Genomic DNA, 21,186 nt, shown 5'->3' with positions numbered 1-21,186 from the left:
AGAATGAGGCAGGCAGGAACAAGCCCGAAGGAGGTGGCCATGAAAGGATACCAACTGGTAAAGGAGATCAGAGAGGCGAAGAGTGCTCACCCCGACGGTGTATTCATCAAGTGGTGGCGCAATGAGGAGGACTTCATTGACTTCGACCTGCTTGACAGGTTCCTGCAGAACCTGAATGAAAGTGAGAAGATCGACGGTTTCGAGTTGATCAATGAAGACGAGATGTGGCGCACTCTCGAAGCCCGCTGCCAGGGCAGAGTGTTCAAAGAGAAACGTGATGGGGACTGGGTGCTGCGTTGGACGCCGCCGCCCAACAGGAAGGTCGAGGAATCGGAAACAGAGTATCCGTACACAGCCGAGTCAATGGTGAAGATCCTGGACAGTGAAACGAACTACAATTACGTCGATTAAGCGGGTGGCCTCGGAACGGCCGGCTGCACAGGGAAAGAAGAGAGGGGCGAAGGATTTCGCCCCTTTTCTTTTGCCTAGCGACCTTTGGCGAGCATCTTGAAGAAATCCAGAACCTTGTCCGGGTGTTCCGAAGCCTTGGGCACCTTGGGCCAGTGTTTGATGACGATCCCGTCCGGTGAGATCACCACGGTGGAACGGATGGTGCCCATGGTGGTTTTGCCGTACTGGACCTTCTCGCCGAAGGCACCGTAACTTCTCATAACGGAGGCGTCCGGGTCGGAGAGGAGGGTGAAGGGGAGCTTGAAGTCGGCGATGAACTTGTCGTGAGACTTCATGGAATCCTTGGAGACCCCGACCAACACCGCTCCGAGCTGCTCGAAGAGCGGGTGCAGCTTGGCAAAGCCTACCGCCTCCGCCGTGCAGCCAGGGGTGTTGTCCCTGGGGTAGAAGAAAAGAACCAGGAGCTTTCCCCGATAATCTCCGAGTGTGTGCGCCTTCCCGTCACTCCCCTGAAGTCTGAAATCGGGGGCATTTTGTCCTTCCAGAAACATAGCTTCATCCTCCTTTGACGTGCTTCTCATTAGCCGATAAACCATAGCAGAATGGCTGTAGTTCGCAAGAGGCATGACGCCTTGTCACCGGCTGATATTCGGGGTATGCTGCCGCTGGTCAACTGGAGGGGGGAACATGGGCGGTATCATGGAGGCGGCAGCGGACCCTGGAAGGTGGCACCACTTCGCGGGGGTGTTGCTGGTGATCGCGCTGGCGGTATTGCAGGCGCGGGTGGGTAGGGCAGGTGCCTTTTGGCAGATCTGCTGGGCGCTCCCCGGGACGCTGCTGCACGAGTTGTCGCACCTCGTGGTCGCCGCCGTCACCGGGGGGCGGCCCGTAGGGTTCAGCATCATACCCCGCCGGGATGGCCCGGGGCGTTGGGTGCTCGGCTCGGTTACCATCAGCAGCCCGGGACCGGTTTCCGCGCTTCCCTCGGCGCTGGCGCCGCTTATGTTGAACGTCATCGCCTATTACCTGTACCTGGGGTGGAGTACGTGGTTTCCTGCTGATCTGCCACACACCCTCCTGATGTACGTCGCCATTTATGTTTTCAGCTACAGCTCGATACCGTCAGGGCAGGATCTGAAGGTCGCCTTTTCGAATCCGGCGGGTGTGGCGCTCTATGGTGGGGTTTTGGGGTTGTGTTTGTGGCGGTGGAGGCTTTAAGAGCGGTTGCGGTTTTGGGTTCGGTAACGCCCGCCCCACGACGTGGGCGGGCTTTTTTCACCAAAAGACGCGGGTGTCACAGCGACGCGGCTAATCTTTCGAACTCTTTCTTCGAGCGTACGATGCAATCCTCGACGGCCATCCCGGCGAAGTAGTTGCCGGTGACGTAGAGGTTGCTCCCCTGGACCAGGCGGTCGATCTGGTCGGTGAGCGCCTTGTGCCCCACCACCGGGGAGGGGAGCTGGCTCTCCCGCTGCACCACCTGCTCCAGGTCGTCGGTCTGCACCTGCAACACGGACGCGATCCGTTTCAGCTTGGCTTCCAGGGACACCTTTCCGGCTTTGTAGTGGAAGCTGAACCCGCGGTAGCTGTCGTGCAGCACGGTGTCGCGAGAGACGGCGGAGTAGAACTCCTCGCCGGTCGGGATCAGACCGGCCATAAGGGGCAGCTTCAACTTGCTCTTCTGTACGGCGAACCCCACGCTCTCGATGGTCTCGAGCTTGATCTGAGTGAGCACCTTTGAGAGCTCCGGCGCGATCTCCCCGGCGAGTTTGGCGCTCGCGGGGGGAGGGGCGGCCAGGGTGAGCCGAGGCGCCTGGTACGCGGTCCCGTCGGCCAACTCCACCGTATAAACGTTCGCGTCCTTGGAGATGCGGGCTACCTCTGCGCCGGTTTGCAGGGTGACCCGGTCCGCGACGGCCAGCTTGTCGATGACGCTGTTCAGCCCCCCCTGCAGGGTGAAGCTCTTGATGACGTCCTTTCTCCTGGGGCGCTTGTTGAACAGCATGTCGGCCGGGAAGTCGTCGGCACGCTGCGAGATGACGGCGTTGAAGGCGGGACCGAAGACCCGGTCGTAGTTCCCTCGGCCGACGATGCTGCCGTAATACGAGGCGACGCTGGCGCCGTCCTTCTTAAGGGTGAACAGCTTCCACGCGGAGCAGAACAACTCCGGGAAGGAGAGCTGCGAGGGGATGCTCTTTACCTCGTTGTTCACCAGCATCTTGAACGACACCTTCTCCCTGGGAAGGATGCTTGCCATCAGGGCATGCCTTTCCATGAGCTCCAGCAGACCGCCGTAGGAGTTGTAGCAGGTGTGGGCACCGAGCTCCAGCCAGAACCCGGCCGCGCTCCCCTCGAAACGATGGGAATGAAAGCAGCCGCCAGGCCTGTCGCTCTTCTCGAGAACCAGCGTATTCAGCCCCTTGGCAGCTGTATGGCTTGCGAAACTGAGACCGCTGATCCCTGCACCTATGACGATGGCGTCGAATTGCTTCATCTGGCAGCTCCTGTTTTTAAGGGTCGTTAATTCCAGCCTATATAAGCGCGCCTGCCGCGGGTTGTCAAGGTTTACAACATGTTGACAATGACTCAGTCAGCTATTACATTCTGTGGAGCTGAAACGAAGGAAATATGAAAGGGAACTAACATGGCGCAAAGAGATTATTACGAGGTGCTCGGCCTCAAAAAAGGCGCCTCGGCGGACGAAATCAAGCGGGCGTACCGCAAACTTGCGGTCAAGTATCACCCGGACAAGAACCCGGGCGACAAGCAGGCCGAGGAGCGCTTCAAGGAAATCAACGAGGCGTACGCGGTCCTCTCCGACCCCAAGAAGAAAGAGCAGTTCGACCAGTTCGGCTCCACCAACTTCCACGAGCGGTTCTCGCAGGAGGATATCTTCAGGGGCTTCAACGTCGACGACATGTTCCGCGATCAGGGCTTTGGCACCGACGACATCTTCTCCCGCATCTTCGGCGACGCGGTGCGGCGTCAGCGCGGCGGCGGCCGCGGCCGCCCCATGGCCGCCAAGGGAGAGGACTTCTCCATGGAGATCCAGGTCACCTTCCGCGATGCCTACGACGGCGCCGAGAAACGGGTGGCCTTCATGCGCGACGGCGCACGCGAAGAGCTGTCGGTGAAGATCCCGGCAGGGATCGAGACCGGCGCGAGGCTCAGGGTTGCCGGGCGCGGCGCGCCGGGGCGCATGGGCGGCCCCGCGGGGGACCTGTACCTCTCCGTGACGGTGGGCTCGGACCCCCTGTTCCAGCGCGAGGGTTCGGACATCGTGCTCAACCACGAGGTGCGTTTCTCACAGGCGGTACTCGGCGGGCAGATCGAGGCGCCGACCATGGAGGGGACCAAGAGGATCAAGATCCCGGCCGGCATCCAGTCCGGCACCAAGGTGCGCCTGAAGGGGCTGGGGTTTCCGGTGCTCGGGTCGCAGGCGCGTGGCGACATGTACGTGAGGGTCGCGGTGCACGTGCCCGAAAAACCGACTGCGCGCCAGCGCGAGCTGGTGGAGCAACTGGCGGCGGAAGGGCTCTAGCTTTCACGGGCAGGCACCACAGTTCGAAATAAAAAATCCCCCTCGCCGTTACCGGGCGAGGGGGATTTTTTGTCTTTGGAAGCGGCAACTCAGGGCTGCTTGATGTCGATGCTGGCGGCGCTGCGCAGGTCCTTGACCCACTGGTTGAAGCGTTCGTCCGATTTTTTCTTGTAGAGCTGTTCCTCGATGGAGTCCTTCACCTCCTCGAATGGGCGCCCTTTCTCCTGGCTCTTCTGCTCCAGTTTGATGATGTGCAGTCCGGCCGGGCTCTCCACCAGCGAACTCACCTCGCCGGGCTTCATGGCGGCGACGGTGTTGCCGATCTCGGCAAGCATGTCGCTTCTCTTGAAGGTTCCCAGGTCCCCCCCGTCCTTGGCGGCCGCAGGATCCTGGGAGTACTTCTTGGCCAGTTCGACGAAGTCCTCGCCCCCTCGGGCCTTGGCCAGCACCTCGTCGGCGAGCTTCCGGGTCTTGGCGGCATCCTCGGCGCTCCCCTTCGGGTCCAGCTTGAAGAAGATGTGCCGCGCGTGGAAGGTCTCGCTGCCGCCGTAGTCGGCCCGGTGCGCCTCGTAGTATTCGTGCATCTCGCGCTCGCCCACCTGGATCTTGGAGCGCACCTCCTGGCTCATGAGCCGCATCCGCTCCAACTGCTCTTTGAGCTGCACCTTGTACTGCTCGACGGTGAGCCCCTGGGTGGCCAGCGCCTTCTCCAGCGCTTCCTGGGTCAGGTTGTTCTGCTTCTTGACGTCCTCGATGGCCAGGCGCACGTCCTCGTCGCTTACCTTGATGTCGAGTTCGCGGATTTTCTGCTCGACCAGTTTACGGTCCACCAGGCGGTTTACCGCTACGCTGCGCAGCCCGGTCTTCTCGGAAGCCGGAAGTTTCTCGGTCTCCTTCTGGACCTGGGCCAGTTCCTTGTCGACGTCGACGCTGGTGATCACTTCGTCGTTGACGATGGCGGCGATGCTGCTGATCTGTTTGGCGTTGGCAAAGCTTGGGGTTGCGGCGAGAAGGGTAAGCAAGCTGCAGGCGATGATGATTTTGACCATGTGTTCTCTCTGTGGCCGCAGAGGCGGCGCTTGTGCAAAAACGGCCGGGACTAGCCCGGCCGTTTGTTTATTCTGTTGCTGCCTGAATGATTGCGCTTACTTGGCCTGTGCAGGCTGGGCCGGCTGTGCGTCGGCCGGATGGGTCGCGCCGCCTTTGGCGCCTTCACCGCCGAGTTCTTTCAGGGCATCTTCCTTGAAGGAGATCTTCGCCTGCTTCTTCAGGTCATCCTTGAGCTTTTTGAAGGTCTCCTGCTGCTTGGCGGGGGCCAGGGCCGCCTTGATCTCGTCCTTCGCCTCGTCCAGGGTGCGGACGCCGGCCGGACGGGAACCGGTCTTCTTGATGATGTGGTAGCCGAACTGGGTCTTCACGATGCCGGAGGTCTCGCCGTCCTTGAGGCCGAAGGCCACCTTTTCGAAGTCAGGAATCATGGAGCCTTTGCTGAACCAGCCGAGGTCGCCCCCCTTCGGGGCCGCGCCGTCGATGGAGTTCTTCTTGGCGAGTTCCTCGAAGCTTGCGCCACCCTTGAGCTGCTTCTCGATCTCCTTGGCCAGCGCCTCGGACTTCACAAGGATGTGGCTGGCCCTGATCTGGGCGTCGGATTTGAACTTGTCCTTGTTCTTGTTGTAGTAGTCCTGCATCTCGGCGTCGCTCACCTTGGCGGACTCCTCGATCTTCTTCTTGAGGAACGCCTCGACGATGACGCGCCTCTTCAGATCCTCGAGCTTGGCGGCCACTTCCGGGCTCTTGTCGATGCCGTCTTTAGCTGCCTGCTGCAGGATCAGCTCGCGCACCACCATGGTGTCGACCATCTCCTTCTTCCCTTCCGGGGTTTCGGTCATGGGCTTGAGCTGGGGAGGAAGGGCGGCCTGCTCCTTGTAGAAATCTTTGTCGGTGATGTTGGCGCCGTTCACCTCGGCGAGGACGATCCCTTTACCCGGACCTTCCTGTTTCGCCCCGGTGGCCTCCTGCTGCTTTTTGCAGCCGGCAAAGGCAACGCTGAGCGCGATCAAAAGTACTGCGGTGGTTTTGCTGAAGTGCACGATTGGCTCCTTTTGTAATTAGCGTAAATTTATTCCAATCCGGGGAACGCTAGCATATCACACTAGGCATTTCAAGACATTTCTGGCCTCCGCCAGCACCCCGTCGAACGAGCAGTCGGCGACCCGCACGTAAAGCCGGAAGTCCGGCGTAAACCTGTATTTTCCTTTCTCTTTCCGCAACAACCCGGTGATGGCGTCCGGTGAGACCGGCGTCCTCTCGTGGAAGGCGAGCGAGAGCTCGTTGCCGGAGTACTCGATCTCCTTCACCAGGAGCCGTTTCAGGGCGACGCGCAGGCGCATCACCTCCAGGAGGTAGAGCGCCGCGACCGGCAGCGGCCCGAAGCGGTCCGCCAGCTCTTCGCGGATGTCGTCGACCTCCGCCTCGTCGGCGGGCTGGGTCAGCTTCTTGTAGATGAGCAGGCGCTGGTTCGGGTCCCGGACGTAATCCTCCGGGATGAAGGCCGGTACCTTGAGCTTGATCTCCGGTTCCACCCGCTCGGGGAGCGCCTCCCCCTTGAGGGTCCGCACCGCCTCGTCCAGGAGCTCGGTGTAGAGCTCGAAGCCGACCGCCGCGATGTCGCCGCTTTGGCGCGCCCCCAGGAGATCGCCGGCACCGCGGATCTCCAGGTCGTGGGTGGCGATCCTGAAGCCGGCCCCTAGTTCGGTCAGCTCCTGGATGATCTTCAGCCGCTCCCGAGCATCGGAGGAGATGGAGCCCTCCCCGGGAATCAGCAGGTAGGCATAGGCGCGGGTCTTGGAACGGCCGACCCTGCCGCGCAGCTGGTAGAGCTGGGAGAGCCCGAAGGTGTCGGCGCGGTTCACGATGAGCGTGTTGGCGGTGGGGATGTCCAGGCCGCTTTCGATGATGGTGGTGCACAGAAGGAGGTTCGCCTCGCCGTGCATGAAGGAGAGCATCACCTGCTCAAGTTCCTTCTCCGCCATCTGTCCGTGCCCCACGGCGATCTTGGCCTCGGGGACGATGCGCCGTAACTCCTCGGCCATGGCGCCGATCGACTGCACCCGGTTGTGCACGAAGAAGACCTGGCCGCCGCGGCGTAGCTCGCGCAGGACGGCCTCGCGGATCAGTTCGTCGGAGGAGCGGGAGACGAAGGTCTTGATGGCGAGCCGGTCCACCGGCGGGGTGTCGATGATGGAGAGGTCGCGGATCCCCATGAGCGACATGTACAGCGTGCGCGGGATCGGCGTCGCGGTGAGGGTGAGGATGTCCACCACGGCACGGAACTGCTTGAGCCTTTCCTTGTGCGCCACCCCGAAGCGCTGCTCCTCGTCCACGATCAACAGCCCCAGGTCCTTGAAGACCACGTCCTTTTGCAGGAGGCGATGGGTGCCGATCACGATGTCGACCTCCCCCTTCTTCACCCCCTCAAGGATCTGTTTCTGCTGCTGCGGGGTGCGAAAGCGCGACAGCATCTCCACCCGCACCGGGTAGTCCTTGAGCCGCGCCGCGAAACTCTCGGCGTGCTGCTGGGCCAGGACCGTGGTCGGCACCAGGATGGCCACCTGCTTGCCGTCCAGGGTCGCCTTGAAGGCGGCGCGCATGGCCACCTCGGTCTTGCCGTAGCCGACGTCGCCGCAGACCAGGCGGTCCATGGGGCGCTGGCTCTCCATGTCGGCGACCACCTGGTCGATGGCGGCCGCCTGGTCCGGGGTCTCCTCGAAGGCGAAGGAGGCCTCGAAGGCGCGGTACATGTCGTCGGCGGGGGAGAAGCGGTACCCTTCCTGGATCTCGCGGGCGGCATGGATCTTCAATAACTCCCCCGCCATCTCCTGGATCTCGGCGCGGGCCTTGGCCTTGGCCTTTTCCCACCCGGCGCCGCCCAGGCGGTCCAGCCTGGGCTCGATCCCTTCGGCTCCCACGTAGCGCTGCACCAGGTTGATGCGATCCACCGGTAGGTAGAGCTTGTCGCCCCCTGCGTACTCGAGGAGCAGGAAGTCCCCCTCCATCCCGGTGAGGCTCAGGTGCTGCAGCCCCCGGTACAGGGCGACGCCGAAGTCGATGTGCACCATGTGGTCGCCCGGCTTCAACTCCGCCAGCGAGGTGAGAAGCTGCTGCTTCCTTGCCTCGGAGAGGCCGCGCCGCTTCACCCTCTTGCCGAAGATCTCCTCCTCGGCGATCACCACCAGGCGCTCCTGCTCGAGCCGGAAGCCGCGGGATATCTCGCCGATCAGGATCTCTACCCGGCCGGGGGGGCGGGCCGCGGCGGTCCGGAACGAATCCTGGGAGTGTTCCAGGGGGAGGCGGTAGTGCGAGAGGAGCTCGTAGAGCCTCCTGGCCTGCCCGGCCTGGTGGCAGGGGATCAGCACGCGGTTCCCCGCCGCAATCCAGGTCACCACCTTCTCGGTCAACGGGGCCAGCACCCGCTCCCCTTCCGGGTTGGTATCGAGTTTCAAGTCCTGGTTGCCGGAACAGGCGAACCGGAGCCTTTCGCCCCCTTCCCCCTCGATCTCCAGGCGGGGGAACTCCAGGCGACGGCCGCTGGAGAGGGCGCGCTCCAGGTCCTGCGCAGAGAGGTAGAGCTCGGCGGGGTCGCAGACGATGGCGTCGCGCAGCTCGGCGCGTTTCGCAGCGCTGTCCAGGTCCTCCCCGAAGCGCTGCAGCGCATCGGCTATGGCGGCGGGGTCGACCAGCACCCGGACGGCGCCCTCCCCCGCGTAATCGAGGATGGTCTCCAACTGCGGGTGGAACAGGGGCTGCAGGAACTCGACCCCGGGGGGATAGATGGCCTGCTGGAGCTGCTCCAGGAGCTCTCGGCGGCGGTCGGCGCCGATGCCCAGGTGGTCGCAGCGCCGCTTGAGCCTCGGGGCGAGCTCCTTCACCACCTGCTCGGAGAGGATCACCTCCCGCGAGGGGAGCAGTACCAGTTCCTCGAGCGGCTCCAGGGAGCGCTGGGAGACGGGATCGAAGAGGCGTATGGTCTCGACCAGGTCGCCGAAGAACTCGATGCGCACCGGCTGCTCCCGGTCGGGAGGGAAGATGTCCAGGATCCCGCCGCGCACCGAGAAGGTGCCGCGGTCCTCGACCAGGGGGACGTGGGAATAGCCGAGCTTCACCAGCTTTTCGACCAGGCCGTCCCGCTCCAGTTCCTCGCCGGTCACCAGGTACTGGCAGACCCCGCCCAGGGTGTCGCGCGGAATGACCCGCTGCAGGGCGCTGGCAACCGGGAGCACCACCGCCCGCGCCCCGCCGTCCAAGAGGCGTACGAGCGCGTTCAGCCGCTCGCCGACCAGGTCCGGGTGGGGCGATGCCGCCTCGAAAGGGGTGACATCCCAGGCGGGGAAGGGGAGCACGGCCTCCGGACGGGAGGCGAAGAAGCGAAGCTCGCGGGCGAGCTCGTCCGCGCTCTCCTGGTCGGCGGTCAGCACCACCATGGGCGGCGCGCCGTCATCGGCGAGCCGCGACAGGAGGTAGGCAGGCGCTGACCCCTCCAGCCCCGCCACGCTCACCTGGCAGGTGGGGGAGGTCAGTTTCTCGTTGAGCTGTTTCAGGTACTGCACTTCGGGCATGGTCATCGTGTCGGGGCGGGGCCTTTCGCTTTGGTGGGTGGAGCTCTTTAGCACCGGTTGAGCATAGCAAAAACGGGGCCGATTATCCAGACAGTTGGCAGGCAAAGTTTTTCCGGCGACCCCAAATAAAAGTAAAGAAAAAATGGGAGCTGCCGAAGAGCTTTTTGAAGCCTGAGGAGAACCGGCTGTGAGAAGTTTAATTAAGGGTGAGCCTATGAAACAAGAAGATGTCCTCCACTCCGACGTGATAAATTACTTCAGCGCGGAGTTTGCTGCACTAGAGGAACGCCTCAAATCGGGCCGGCTGGAAGACTACCGTGAACGGGTGCTGGTCAGCCGTAAGATCTCGGAGGCCGTGCACCTGCTCTCCCCCTACGTCCGGAGCGACCCCCGGGCCAGGCACCTGGTGAAGAACGCCGAGGCGCTCAGAAAGGAACTCCTCTCGGTGCGCTCCATCATCGCCAAGCAGTTGCTGCAAAAAGAGAAGCAGTCCCTCCTGCAGGCCATCCTCATGCGTAAGAAGGGGCGCCGGCCCGACGAACTGGCCGGTTGACCGCAGCGCACTGGTGCCGGGTCCGGCCCACCGTTGCTGCTTGGGTGGCCGGCGTTTTACGTCCCCCTGAAGAATTCGCTTTACAATTAATGCGGCGTGTATTATATATCTCCTCCTTGTTGTGGAGAGATGTCCGAGTGGTTGAAGGAGCACGCCTGGAAAGCGTGTGTACGTTAATAGCGTACCGAGGGTTCGAATCCCTCTCTCTCCGCCATATTTACATTTACCCTTTGCGGATAGACCTGATAGCTGGGTCCCGCGCAACGGAAGGTTATGAACCCCGTCAGGTCCGGAAGGAAGCAGCGGCAGTAACCGCCCCCGTGTGCCGCGGGGTAGCCCAGCTATCAGCTCTTTCCGCAACCCCCCGCCCGCCCCACGCCCCGCACGAACCATGAACCACGTGATGCCATAGAGGTACGCCGCCTTGTCCTATCTTGTCCTTGCTAGAAAATGGCGCCCCCAGACCTTCAGCGACCTGGTCGGCCAGGAGCATGTCAGTCAGACCCTGAAAAACGCCATCGACGGCGGCAGGGTGGCACACGCCTTTCTCTTTACCGGCGCCCGCGGGGTCGGCAAGACCAGTTCTGCGCGCATCCTGGCGAAGGCACTCAACTGCGAGAGCGGCCTGACCGTGGAGCCGTGCAACACCTGCTCCACCTGCCTGGAGATCACCGAGGGGAACTCGGTCGACGTCTTCGAGATCGACGGCGCCTCCAACACCGGCGTCGACGACATCAGGGAGCTGCGGGACAACATCAAGTACCTCCCCTCGCGTTCGCGCTACAAGATATTCATCATCGACGAAGTGCACATGCTGACCACCAACGCCTTCAACGCGCTTTTGAAGACGCTGGAGGAGCCGCCGCCGCACGTCAAGTTCATCTTCGCCACCACCGAACCGCACAAGGTCCCCATCACCATCCTGTCGCGCTGCCAACGCTTCGACTTCAAGCGGATCGCGCTGCCGCGCATCGTCTCGAGGCTGCGTTTCATCGTGGACCAGGAGGGGGTGCAGGTATCCGACGAGGCGCTCTCGGTCGTGGCCAGGAAGGGGGACGGCAGCATGCGCGATTCCCTCTCCACGCTGGACCAGGTGCTCGCCTTCTGTGGCAACAGCGTCTCCGATGCCGACGTGGCCGCGCTTTTGGGCGTGGTGGACCGGCGCCTGATCATGGACGGCTGCCGCAGCGTGCTCGAGGCTGACGTCAAGGGGGCCCTCGGTATCGTGGCCCAGGTCGATTCCTTCGGCTACAGCATGCGCCAGTTCTGCCAGGAACTGATCAACCAGTTCCGCAACATCGCCATCCTGAAGGCGGTCGGGGAGCCGGGTGACCTGCTGGAGCTCTCGGACGCCGAGCTGGGAGAGCTGACCGCGCTGGGGGGGCAGGCCTCGGTCCAGGACCTGCAGCGCCACCTGGCCATCCTGCTCAAGGCCGAGGCCGAGATGGCGCACGCGGGCTTTCCGCGCCTGATCCTTGAGATGGCGCTGATCAAGATGGCGAGTCTCGCCCCGGCCATCCCGGTGCAGGACCTGCTGGCGCGCCTCGACGCCCTGGAAAAGGGGGGACCGTTGCCGCCGCGCGCCGAAGCGCCGCGCCCGTCCTCCCCCGCGCCGCGCCCGGCACAGCAGTCGGCGCCGCCTCAGCAGCAGTCGCCACCCTCCCGCCCCGCCGCAGCTCCCGTTGCGGCAGCACCGGTGGCGGGAGCCCCGCCGCGCCCCGCCGCGGAGCCGCAGGCGGCACCGCCCGCCTTTGCCTCCGGCGGCGACCTCTGGGGAGGCTTCGTGCAGGCGGTCAAGGCGAAGAAGCCGATGCTCGGTGGCGCGTTGGAAGAGGTCTACCCGGTCAAGGTGGCCCAGGGCGTCCTGGAGATCGGCTGCCTGCAGGGCTCCTTCCAACTGACCCGGCTGCAGGATCCTGAGCAGATCAACGAACTGAAGAGCCTGGCCCAAGGCCATTTCGGCGTCCCGACCCAGGTCAAGGTGGTCGCGCTGAGCGGGCCTCCCTCGGACGCCGCCCCGACCCTGTCGGAAAAAAAAAGCCTTGAAGACGCCGAGCGAAAGGCAGTCCTGAGGCGCGAGGCGGAGGAGCATCCGCTGGTAGCCGTGGCGGTGGAGCTTTTCGACGGCGAGATCGCCGAGGTGCAGGAACTTCCGCAAAAAGAAGCGGCAAAATCATAACAATGTTCCGCGGTACGCTGCGACAATAAAGTAAAATTGGAGGATACGATGTCTAAAGGTTTGGCGCAGATCATGAAGCAGGCGCAGATGATGCAGCAGAAGATGGGCAAGCTGCAGGAGCAGGCGGCGGAAAGAACCGCCGAGGTGACCACCGGCGGCGGCGCGGTAACGGTGGTTGTCAACGGCAAGAACCAGGTGCTCTCGCTGGTCATCAAGAAGGAAGCCGTCGACCCCGAAGACGTGGAAATGCTGCAGGATCTGGTCATCACCGCCGTCAACGAGGCCCTCAAGAAGGTGCACCAGGAGATGAGCGAGGAGATGAGCAAGATCACCGGCGGGCTGAGCATCCCCGGCCTTTTCTAGAGGTCCCCGGCTATCGCAGCAGATGGATGAAAGAGAGGGTGCACGCCGTTAGGTGTGCACCCTTTAATTATCCAATTCTACGATCAAAATTTTTTTGGTAAAAATAACCAGTAAAAACTTGTTTTATCCATGGTGGGAATATGCTACATTTTTCGGGCTCGCTGACCAGGCTGGTGGGAGAATTGAAGAAACTGCCTGGTGTCGGTGAAAAAAGTGCCTTGCGGCTTGCCTTTCATCTGCTTAAATATCCCGGTAATATCGAGGCGTTAGCAGAGAGCCTCCTGCAGGTGAAGGAAAAGGTCCGTTTTTGCTCCCTCTGTTTTGCCATCACCGAGGACGATCCCTGCTGGATCTGCTCGGGGGAGCGCGACGGCGCCACGCTCTGCGTGGTGGAGGAGCCGCAAGACCTGCTGGCCCTTGAGAGAAGCCGCGCTTTCCGCGGCCGCTACCACGTGCTTCAGGGGGCGCTTTCACCGTTAAACGGCGTTACACCCCGCGACCTGAGGATCGCCGAGCTGATGCAGCGGTTGGAGGGGGGCGAGGTACGCGAGGTGCTGATCGCCACCAACTTCACGGTGGAAGGGGAGGCGACGGCACTCTACCTGACCAGGATGATCAAGCCGCTCGGGATCAAGGTGACGCGTCTGGCGCACGGCATCCCCATCGGCAGCGACCTGGAATACGTGGACGCGGCGACCGTGCAGCGGGCGGTGGAGGGGCGCTCGGAGCTTTGAGCCCCTTCGCGAGTGGGAACTAGAACGATCTTTTACCGTAAAGCTCAATTGGATTTTCAAACACAGGAGGAAATCAATGTCCCGCAGAATGGTAACAATCGACGGTAACACCGCGGCAGCACACGTGGCCCACGCCACCAACGAGGTGATCGCCATCTACCCGATCACCCCCTCCTCGGTCATGGGGGAGATCTCCGACGAGAAGAGCGCCCGGGGCGAGAAGAACATCTGGGGCACCGTCCCCTCCGTTTCCGAGCTGCAGTCCGAAGGGGGCGCCTCCGGTGCCGTGCACGGCGCGCTCCAGGCCGGCGCCCTCACGACCACCTTCACCGCCAGCCAGGGCCTCTTGCTCATGATCCCGAACATGTTCAAGATCGCCGGCGAGCTCACCTCGACGGTGTTCCACATCTCTGCCCGCGCCATTTCCGCCGCCGCGCTGAACATCTTCGGCGACCACTCCGACGTCATGTCCGCCCGTTCCACCGGCTGGGGCATGATCTGCTCCAACAACGTGCAGGAGGTCATGGACTTCGCGCTGATCTCCCAGGCGGCCACCCTCAGGGCGCGCGTCCCCTTCATGCACTACTTCGACGGTTTCAGGACCTCCCACGAGGTACAGAAGGTCGAGGAGCTTACCTTTGACGACATGCGCTTCATGATCAGCGACGAACTGGTGCAGGCGCACCGGGCACGCGCGCTGACCCCGGACCGTCCGGTGCTGCGCGGCACCGCCCAGAACCCGGACGTCTACTTCCAGGGTCGCGAGACCGTCAACGCCTACTACCCGAAAGCCCTGCAGATCGTGCAGGAGGAGATGGACAAGTTTGCAGGACTCACCGGCCGCAAGTACTCCGTCGCGGAATACGTCGGCGCCCCGGACGCGGAGCGCGTCGTCATCGTGATGGGGAGCGCCGCCGACACGGTCCAGGAGACCCTGGAGACCCTGAACGCTGCCGGCGAGAAGGTGGGTCTGGTCAAGGTGCGCCTGTTCAGGCCGTTCCCGGTTGACGCCGTCGCAGCCTGCCTCCCGGCCAGCGTCAAGAAGATCGCCGTGCTCGACCGCACCAAGGAGCCGGGCTCCCTGGGCGAGCCGCTCTACCTCGACGTCAGGACCGCCATCGGCGAGGCCATGGCGGACGGCAAGACCTCCTTCAAGTCCTACCCGATCATCGTGGGCGGCCGCTTCGGCCTGGGCTCCAAGGAGTTCACCCCGGGCATGGCCAAAGGGGTGTTCGACAACCTGAAGGCCGACAAGCCGAAGAACCACTTCGTGGTCGGCATCAAGGAGGACGTCACCAACTGCTCGCTCGACTACGATCCGAGCTTCGTGAACCCCTCCGCCGGTACCTACTCCGCCATGTTCTTCGGCCTGGGCTCCGACGGCACCGTCGGCGCCAACAAGAACTCCATCAAGATCATCGGCGAGAACACGGACAACAACGTCCAGGCCTACTTCGTCTACGACTCCAAGAAGGCCGGCACAGTGACCGTGTCGCACCTGCGCTTCGGCAAGGGTGAGATCCGCTCCCCGTACCTGATCGACCAGGCGGACTTCGTCGCCTGCCACAACTTCTCGTTCCTCGAGAAGTACGACATGCTGACCCGCGCCAAGGTCGGCGGCACCTTCCTCCTCTGTTCGCTCACCGACGACAAGGAGCAGGTCTGGAACTCCATGCCGGTCGAGGTGCAGCAGCAGATCATCGACAAGAAGCTCAAGTTCTACGTGATCAACGCCATCGCGCTGGGCGAGAAGCTGGGCCTTGGCGCCAGGATCAACGTGATCATGCAGACCGCCTTCTTCAAGATCTCCAACATCATGCCGCTTGACGCCGCCATCGCCTCCATCAAGGACGCCATCAAGAAGTCCTACGGCAAGTCCGGCGAGAAGGTCGTCGAGATGAACAACAAGGCGGTGGACGCCGCCCTCGAGAACATCTTCGAGATCACGGTCCCGGCGACCGCCACCAGCAAGATCAGGAAGCCGGCCGTGGTGGGCGCCCACGCTCCCAAGTTCGTACAGGAAGTGACCGCCCAGCTGATCGCCGGTCACGGCGACGACGTTCCGGTCTCCATGCTCCCGGCCGACGGCACCTTCCCGACCGCGACCTCGCAGTACGAGAAGCGCAACATCGCCGTGGACATCCCGGTCTGGGACGAGCAGCTCTGCATCCAGTGCGGCATCTGCTCCTTCGTCTGCCCGCACGCCACCATCAGGATGAAGGTGTACGACGCCGACAAGCTGGCCGGTGCACCGGAAACCTTCAAGTCCGCGGACGCCCGCGGCAACGAGTTCAAGGGGATGAAGTGCACCATCCAGGTAGCCCCCGAGGACTGCACCGGCTGCGCCGCCTGCGTGGCCAACTGCCCGGCGAAGTCGAAGGAGGACCCGAAGCACAAGGCGATCAACATGAAGTTCCAGGCGCCGCTGCGCGCCTCCGAGGCAGCCAACTACGAGTTCTTCCTCAACCTCCCCGAGACCGACCCGAGCCTCTTGAAGCTCGACACCCTCAAGGGAAGCCAGCTGGTGCGCCCGCTCTTCGAGTACTCCGGCGCCTGCGCAGGCTGCGGCGAGACCCCGTACCTGAAGCTCATGTCCCAGCTCTTCGGCGACCGCGCGCTCATCGCCAACGCCACCGGCTGCACCTCGATCTACGGCGGCAACCTGCCCACCACCCCGTGGGCCAAGAACGCCGACGGTCGCGGCCCGGCCTGGTCCAACTCGCTCTTCGAGGACAACGCCGAGTTCGGCTTCGGCATGAGGCTCGCCGTGGACAAGTTCAACCAGGCCGCGCTCGAGCTGATCGACACCCTCTCCCTCCCGGCGGAGCTGGTCGCCGAGATCAAGGGCGCCGACCAGAAGACCCAGGCCGGTATCGAGGCGCAGCGGGCCCGCGTGGCCAAGCTGAAGGAGATCCTGTCCGCTTCCGGCGACGCCGCGGCGAAGAAGCTCCTCTCCATCGCCGACTACCTGGTCAAGAAGTCGGTCTGGATCGTCGGCGGCGACGGCTGGGCATATGATATCGGCTACGGCGGCCTGGACCACGTCATCGCTTCCGGCAAGAACGTGAACCTCCTGGTGCTCGACACCGAGGTGTACTCCAACACCGGCGGCCAGGCCTCCAAGTCCACCCCGATGGGCGCCGTGGCGCAGTTCGCCGCCGGGGGCAAGCCGCAGGCCAAGAAGGACCTGGCCATGATCGCCATGGCCTACGGCAACGTCTACGTCGCCAAGGTCTCTCTCTCCAACCCGGCCCAGGTGGTCAAGGCGTTCATGGAGGCCGAGGCGTATGACGGCCCGTCCCTGATCCTGGCCTACAGCCACTGCATCGCCCACGGCATCGACATGGCCACCGCCGTCGAGACCCAGAAGCGTGCGGTCGCCTCCGGCCACTGGCCGCTGGTCCGCTACAACCCGGAGCTCGCCGAACAGGGCAAGAACCCGCTCGTCCTGGACAGCAAGGAGCCGAGCATATCTCTCGAGGAGTACGCCTACGGCGAGAACCGCTACCGCGTGCTGAAGAAGAACAACCCGGAGGCGGCCGCGACTCTCATGGCCCGCTCCTCCGAACTCACCGCCCGCCGCTTCGATCTGTACAAGAGGATGGCGGAAATGGACTTCGAGAAATAGGAAAGAAATCTAACAAAAGCGCTTGACAGGGGCCAGACCCGTGCATAAAATCTTTACCTGTGCCGGGGATGGTCCCGCAATCACGTAAAAGAGCAGTAACAGGAGATGTGGTAATGGCTAAAGGTGTAGTGAAGTGGTTCAATGACAGCAAGGGTTTTGGTTTCATCGAGCAGGAGAACGGCGAGGATGTGTTCGTACACTTCTCCGCGATCCAGAGCGAAGGGTTCAAATCTCTGGCAGAGGGCGATTCCGTAACTTTTGACGTGCAGCAGGGACCGAAAGGCCTCCAGGCAGCCAACGTAGTAAGGGTTTAAAGTCCATCCTTTAAACGACGAAAAGCCCCCGGGGGAACCCCCGGGGGCTTTTTTTGTTGCTTCTGACGGACCTGCCATCCTTTCCCACCTCTTTCCTCCCGCGAGGGAAGGGTGATGGTCATTCGATGCAGTTCCCCACCGACCCGGCCCGGCAGATGGTCTTGTCGGTCCACATGGCGCCGTCGAGCTTTGCGCCGGCGAGCCTGGTCCCCCTGATGCGGGCCTGGTTCAGAGAGGCGCCACGCAGGTCGGCCCCGGTGAGGTCGGCCAGCTCAAGGTCGGTCTCGGAGAGGTCGGCGCGCTCCAGGTTGACCGACTGCAGGTTGGCGCGGTTGAACTTGGCGCCCGACAGGTCGTAGCCGGTGAGGTTGAGGCCGCTCAGGTCGGTGCCTGAAAAGTCGCGGCTGCCGGCCAGCACCCCCTGGACCTCGGCCTGGGTCATGCGCCGATCCAGCACCTTGACCTTGACGGCAACGGCGCCCTTCCCGTTACCCTTCCCCCTCTTGGAGCTCTTCTTCTTTTTCAGCTTCCCCTTGGACCCCTTCTTGCCGGACTTCTTCTTGGAGACCTGCGCTGCCGGCTTGTCCGACTCCACCTCCCTGGCGAGCGCGGCCAGTTTCGCCTCGGCGGCCTTGAGCGTCTGCGCCTCGGCAGCGTTTTCCTTGGCAACATTTTCCTTGGCGGCAGGTTCCGGTGCGGTAGCGGCTGCCTGGGCGTGCAGGGACGGGACTCCCGCAAAAAGCCAGGCGGCCAGGGTGTACGGTGCGATATGCGATGCAAGATGGCGGTTCATGTGCGCCTCCGTGAAAATTTCCTCCCCGGGCGGGCCGAAGCGAATCTCACTCCCTTATCGGCAGCGTTTCAAAAAAACTGAAGAGAGTCTCCCTTGTGGTGCCGGTCGACTTCTCATTATAATGAAGCTGGCGCTGCAAAATGAACGGCGCATGTGCTATATTTTACTGCTGCGCGCTTGGCGTGCCTTCAGAGCCAAACAACGGGAGCATCATGGCAACGGACAAGATCATCGTAAAAGGTGCCTGCGAGCACAACCTGAAATGCATCGACGTCGAGATCCCGCGGGACCGTCTGGTGGTGATCACCGGCATCTCCGGGTCGGGGAAATCCACCCTCGCCTTCGACACCATCTACGCCGAGGGGCAGCGGCGCTACGTCGAGTCGCTCTCGGCCTACGCGCGCCAGTTCCTGGAGCAGATGGAGAAGCCCGACGTGGAGTCGATCGAGGGGCTTTCCCCGGCGATCTCGATAGAACAGAAGACCACAAGCAAGAACCCCCGCTCGACGGTGGGGACCGTCACCGAGATATACGACTACCTGCGCCTGCTCTTCGCCCGGGTGGGCAAGCCGCATTGCTACAACTGCGGGCGCCTGATCACCTCGCAGACGGTGTCCCAGATGGTGGACCAGATCGCCGCGCTTCCCCAGGGGGCGAAGCTCACCCTTCTCTCCCCGATCGTGCGCGGCCGGAAGGGTGAGTACAAGAAGGAGCTGGCCCAGTTGCGAAAAGACGGCTTCGTCCGCGTGGTGATCGACGGCGAGACCCACGACCTGGGCGAGGAGATCACCCTCGACAAGAAGAAAAAGCACGACATCGACATCGTGGTGGATCGCCTGGTGGTGAAGCCCGGCTTCGAGAAGAGGCTGGCGGACTCGCTGGAAACGGCGCTCTCGCACGCCGAGGGGATCGTCAAGGTCGCGCTCTCCGAGGACGACAGCCGGGAGATCAAGGAGGAAACCCTGCTCTTCTCTGAATCGGCCGCCTGCATCGAGTGCGGCATCTCCTATCCCGAGATGACCCCGCGCATGTTCTCGTTCAACAACCCCTACGGTGCCTGCCCGGACTGCACCGGCCTGGGCACCAGGATGTACCTCGACGAGGAACTGGTGGTCCCCGACCCTGGCCTCTCCCTGGCGGAGGGTGCCATCGCGCCGTGGCAGACCCGCTTTTCCGGGTGGTACCAGTTGACCCTCGAGGCGCTCGCCAAGGCCTACGGCTTCCGCATGGACGCCCCCTTCAAGAGCCTCTCCAAGAAGGCCAAGGATGTGATCCTGCACGGCTCCGGAGGGGAGCAGGTCGACTTCTGGTGGGTCGACGACAGCGGCAAGCGGCACACCTACCGCAAGCCCTTCGAAGGGGTGCTGAACAACCTGGAACGGCGCCACCGGGAGAGCGATTCCGAGACGGTGCGCGAGGAGCTGGAAAAATACATGGACGTGATGCCGTGCCCCACCTGCAACGGGGCGCGCCTGAAGAAGGAGGCGCTCTACGTCCTCGTTGGGAACCAGAACATCCAGCAGGTGACTGCCCTCTCCATCAAGGACGGCCTCGCCTTCTTCGAGTCGCTCGTGCTCACCGACAAGGAAGAGGACATCGCGCGCAGGATCCTGAAGGAGATCCGGGAGCGCCTCAACTTCCTGGTCAACGTCGGGCTCGACTACCTCTCGCTGGACCGCTCCTCCGGGACGCTTTCCGGCGGCGAGGGGCAGAGGATCCGGCTGGCGACGCAGATCGGCTCCTCGCTGGTCGGCGTCCTCTACATCCTGGACGAACCCTCCATTGGGCTGCACCAGCGCGACAACGGGCGGCTTTTGTCGACGCTGCGGCACCTGCGCGACATCGGCAACACCGTGCTGGTGGTGGAGCACGACGAGGAGACCATCACCGAGGCGGACTGGGTAATCGACATGGGGCCGGGCGCTGGCGTGCACGGGGGTGAGGTGGTGGCCGAGGGGACCCCGGCCGAGATCATGGCCAACCCGCACTCGCTGACCGGGCGCTACCTCTCGGGTGCGCTCACCATCCCGGTGCCCAAGAAGCGACGGAAGGGACACCGCTTTTTGAACATCGAGGGGGCCAGCGAGAACAACCTGAAGAACGTGAGCGTGGACGTCCCGCTCGGCGTGATGACCTGCATCACCGGCGTCTCCGGCTCGGGGAAGTCCACGCTCATCATCGACACGCTGTACAAGACGCTGAACCAGCGGCTCTACAAGAGCCGGGAGAAGGCGGGGGCGGTGCGGGCGATCCACGGCATCGAGGTGCTGGACAAGGTGATCAACATCGACCAGTCCCCCATCGGGCGCACCCCGCGCTCCAACCCGGCGACCTATACGGGGCTCTTCACCGAGATCAGGGAGATCTTCGCGCAGCTCCCCGAGTCCAAGATGCGGGGGTACAAGCCGGGGCGCTACTCCTTCAACGTCAAGGGAGGGCGCTGCGAGGCCTGCTCCGGGGACGGCATCATCAAGATCGAGATGCACTTTCTCCCCGACGTCTACGTGCAGTGCGAGGTCTGCAAAGGGGCGCGCTACAACCGGGAAACCCTGGAGGTCAAGTTCAAGGGGCGCTCCATAGCAGAGGTCCTGGACATGACCGTGTCGCAGGCCCTGGTCTTTCTGGAGCACATCCCGCGCACCAGGGCGAAGCTGCAGACCCTGGAGGAGGTGGGGCTTGGCTACATAAAGCTGGGCCAGTCGGCCACGACGCTCTCCGGGGGCGAGGCACAGCGCGTGAAGCTCGCCAAGGAGCTCTCCAAGCGCGCCACCGGGCGCACCATCTACATTCTGGACGAGCCGACCACCGGCCTGCACTTCGCCGATATCGCGAAGCTCCTCGAGGTGTTGCACAAGCTGGTGGACGCGGGGAACACGATCGTGGTCATCGAGCACAACCTGGACGTCATCAAGACGGCGGACTGGATCATAGACCTGGGACCGGAGGGCGGGGACCGGGGCGGGGAGATCATCGCGGTGGGGACGCCGGAGCAGGTGGGACGGGTGGAGCGCTCCTACACCGGTCAGTACCTCAAGAAGATGATGTTGTGACCCCG

At 63.2% G+C, this 21,186-nt stretch carries 16 protein-coding genes, 1 tRNA gene and 1 other RNA gene; 12 read left to right on the top strand and 6 right to left on the bottom strand.

Annotated elements, in window-relative coordinates; all coding sequences use genetic code 11:
• Nucleotides 1-39: 39 nt before the first annotated feature.
• On the top strand, nt 40-411 hold the full coding sequence (locus KOM00_RS01450) for a hypothetical protein (RefSeq protein WP_216497053.1): 372 nt from the start codon (nt 40-42) through the stop codon (nt 409-411).
• 74 nt (nt 412-485) lie between these two features.
• On the opposite strand, the gene KOM00_RS01445 is transcribed toward KOM00_RS01450, so the two are convergent.
• Entirely contained in the window at nt 486-962 is a 477-nt protein-coding gene (locus KOM00_RS01445; protein ID WP_216497052.1) for a peroxiredoxin, read from the bottom strand.
• 136 nt (nt 963-1,098) lie between these two features.
• Between KOM00_RS01445 and KOM00_RS01440 the strand changes: the two genes are divergently transcribed.
• Nucleotides 1,099-1,629, top strand: coding sequence for a hypothetical protein (locus KOM00_RS01440; protein WP_216497051.1), 531 nt, complete (start codon nt 1,099-1,101; stop codon nt 1,627-1,629).
• 76 nt (nt 1,630-1,705) lie between these two features.
• Here KOM00_RS01440 and KOM00_RS01435 read toward each other — a convergent pair whose 3' ends face one another.
• Nucleotides 1,706-2,905 (bottom strand): protoporphyrinogen/coproporphyrinogen oxidase, encoded by a 1,200-nt coding sequence (locus KOM00_RS01435; RefSeq protein ID WP_216497050.1) that lies wholly within the window; start codon nt 2,903-2,905, stop codon nt 1,706-1,708.
• 150 nt (nt 2,906-3,055) lie between these two features.
• Here KOM00_RS01435 and KOM00_RS01430 point away from each other — a divergent pair, with 150 nt between their 5' ends.
• A complete protein-coding gene (locus KOM00_RS01430) occupies nt 3,056-3,952 on the top strand; it encodes a DnaJ C-terminal domain-containing protein (RefSeq protein WP_216497049.1) in 897 nt (298 codons plus the stop codon).
• A gap of 89 nt (nt 3,953-4,041) precedes the next feature.
• Here KOM00_RS01430 and KOM00_RS01425 read toward each other — a convergent pair whose 3' ends face one another.
• The 3 genes from KOM00_RS01425 to mfd form a co-directional block, all read right to left on the bottom strand.
• Entirely contained in the window at nt 4,042-5,001 is a 960-nt protein-coding gene (locus tag KOM00_RS01425; protein WP_216497048.1) for a peptidylprolyl isomerase, read from the bottom strand.
• A gap of 96 nt (nt 5,002-5,097) precedes the next feature.
• On the bottom strand, nt 5,098-6,042 hold the full coding sequence (locus KOM00_RS01420) for a peptidylprolyl isomerase (protein WP_216497047.1): 945 nt from the start codon (nt 6,040-6,042) through the stop codon (nt 5,098-5,100).
• 57 nt (nt 6,043-6,099) lie between these two features.
• Nucleotides 6,100-9,573 (bottom strand): transcription-repair coupling factor, encoded by a 3,474-nt coding sequence (mfd, locus tag KOM00_RS01415; protein ID WP_216497046.1) that lies wholly within the window; start codon nt 9,571-9,573, stop codon nt 6,100-6,102.
• Nucleotides 9,574-9,781: 208 nt separating this feature from the next.
• Between mfd and KOM00_RS01410 the strand changes: the two genes are divergently transcribed.
• From KOM00_RS01410 to KOM00_RS01375, 8 genes are all read left to right on the top strand, one after another.
• The gene (locus tag KOM00_RS01410; RefSeq protein ID WP_216497045.1) at nt 9,782-10,120 is read left to right on the top strand and encodes a hypothetical protein; all 339 of its coding nucleotides are present in this window, start codon (nt 9,782-9,784) and stop codon (nt 10,118-10,120) included.
• A gap of 123 nt (nt 10,121-10,243) precedes the next feature.
• Nucleotides 10,244-10,334, top strand: a tRNA-Ser gene (locus tag KOM00_RS01405).
• 33 nt (nt 10,335-10,367) lie between these two features.
• Nucleotides 10,368-10,466: signal recognition particle sRNA small type (gene ffs, locus KOM00_RS01400), an RNA gene on the top strand.
• A gap of 78 nt (nt 10,467-10,544) precedes the next feature.
• Nucleotides 10,545-12,299 (top strand): DNA polymerase III subunit gamma/tau, encoded by a 1,755-nt coding sequence (dnaX, locus tag KOM00_RS01395; RefSeq protein WP_216497044.1) that lies wholly within the window; start codon nt 10,545-10,547, stop codon nt 12,297-12,299.
• A gap of 48 nt (nt 12,300-12,347) precedes the next feature.
• Nucleotides 12,348-12,662 (top strand): YbaB/EbfC family nucleoid-associated protein, encoded by a 315-nt coding sequence (locus KOM00_RS01390; protein ID WP_216497043.1) that lies wholly within the window; start codon nt 12,348-12,350, stop codon nt 12,660-12,662.
• A gap of 140 nt (nt 12,663-12,802) precedes the next feature.
• Nucleotides 12,803-13,396 carry a recombination mediator RecR gene (recR, locus tag KOM00_RS01385; RefSeq protein WP_216497042.1) on the top strand — a complete coding sequence of 198 codons (594 nt, stop codon included), beginning with the start codon at nt 12,803-12,805 and terminating at the stop codon, nt 13,394-13,396.
• A gap of 76 nt (nt 13,397-13,472) precedes the next feature.
• Nucleotides 13,473-17,024, top strand: a complete 3,552-nt coding sequence (gene nifJ, locus KOM00_RS01380; RefSeq protein ID WP_216497041.1) for a pyruvate:ferredoxin (flavodoxin) oxidoreductase — start codon at nt 13,473-13,475, stop codon at nt 17,022-17,024.
• A 113-nt stretch (nt 17,025-17,137) separates the two neighbouring features.
• Nucleotides 17,138-17,338: a cold-shock protein gene (locus KOM00_RS01375; protein ID WP_129125226.1), complete on the top strand. Its 201-nt coding sequence runs from the start codon at nt 17,138-17,140 to the stop codon at nt 17,336-17,338.
• 118 nt (nt 17,339-17,456) lie between these two features.
• Here KOM00_RS01375 and KOM00_RS01370 read toward each other — a convergent pair whose 3' ends face one another.
• Nucleotides 17,457-18,131, bottom strand: coding sequence for a pentapeptide repeat-containing protein (locus KOM00_RS01370; protein WP_216497040.1), 675 nt, complete (start codon nt 18,129-18,131; stop codon nt 17,457-17,459).
• A gap of 212 nt (nt 18,132-18,343) precedes the next feature.
• Between KOM00_RS01370 and uvrA the strand changes: the two genes are divergently transcribed.
• Nucleotides 18,344-21,181, top strand: coding sequence for an excinuclease ABC subunit UvrA (uvrA, locus tag KOM00_RS01365; RefSeq protein WP_216497039.1), 2,838 nt, complete (start codon nt 18,344-18,346; stop codon nt 21,179-21,181).
• Nucleotides 21,182-21,186: the final 5 nt, after the last annotated feature.

This window comes from Geomonas diazotrophica (assembly GCF_018919385.1).
In the GTDB taxonomy this organism is placed as follows: Bacteria; Desulfobacterota; Desulfuromonadia; order Geobacterales; family Geobacteraceae; genus Geomonas; species Geomonas diazotrophica.
This window is presented reverse-complemented; position numbering and strand designations above follow the sequence as displayed.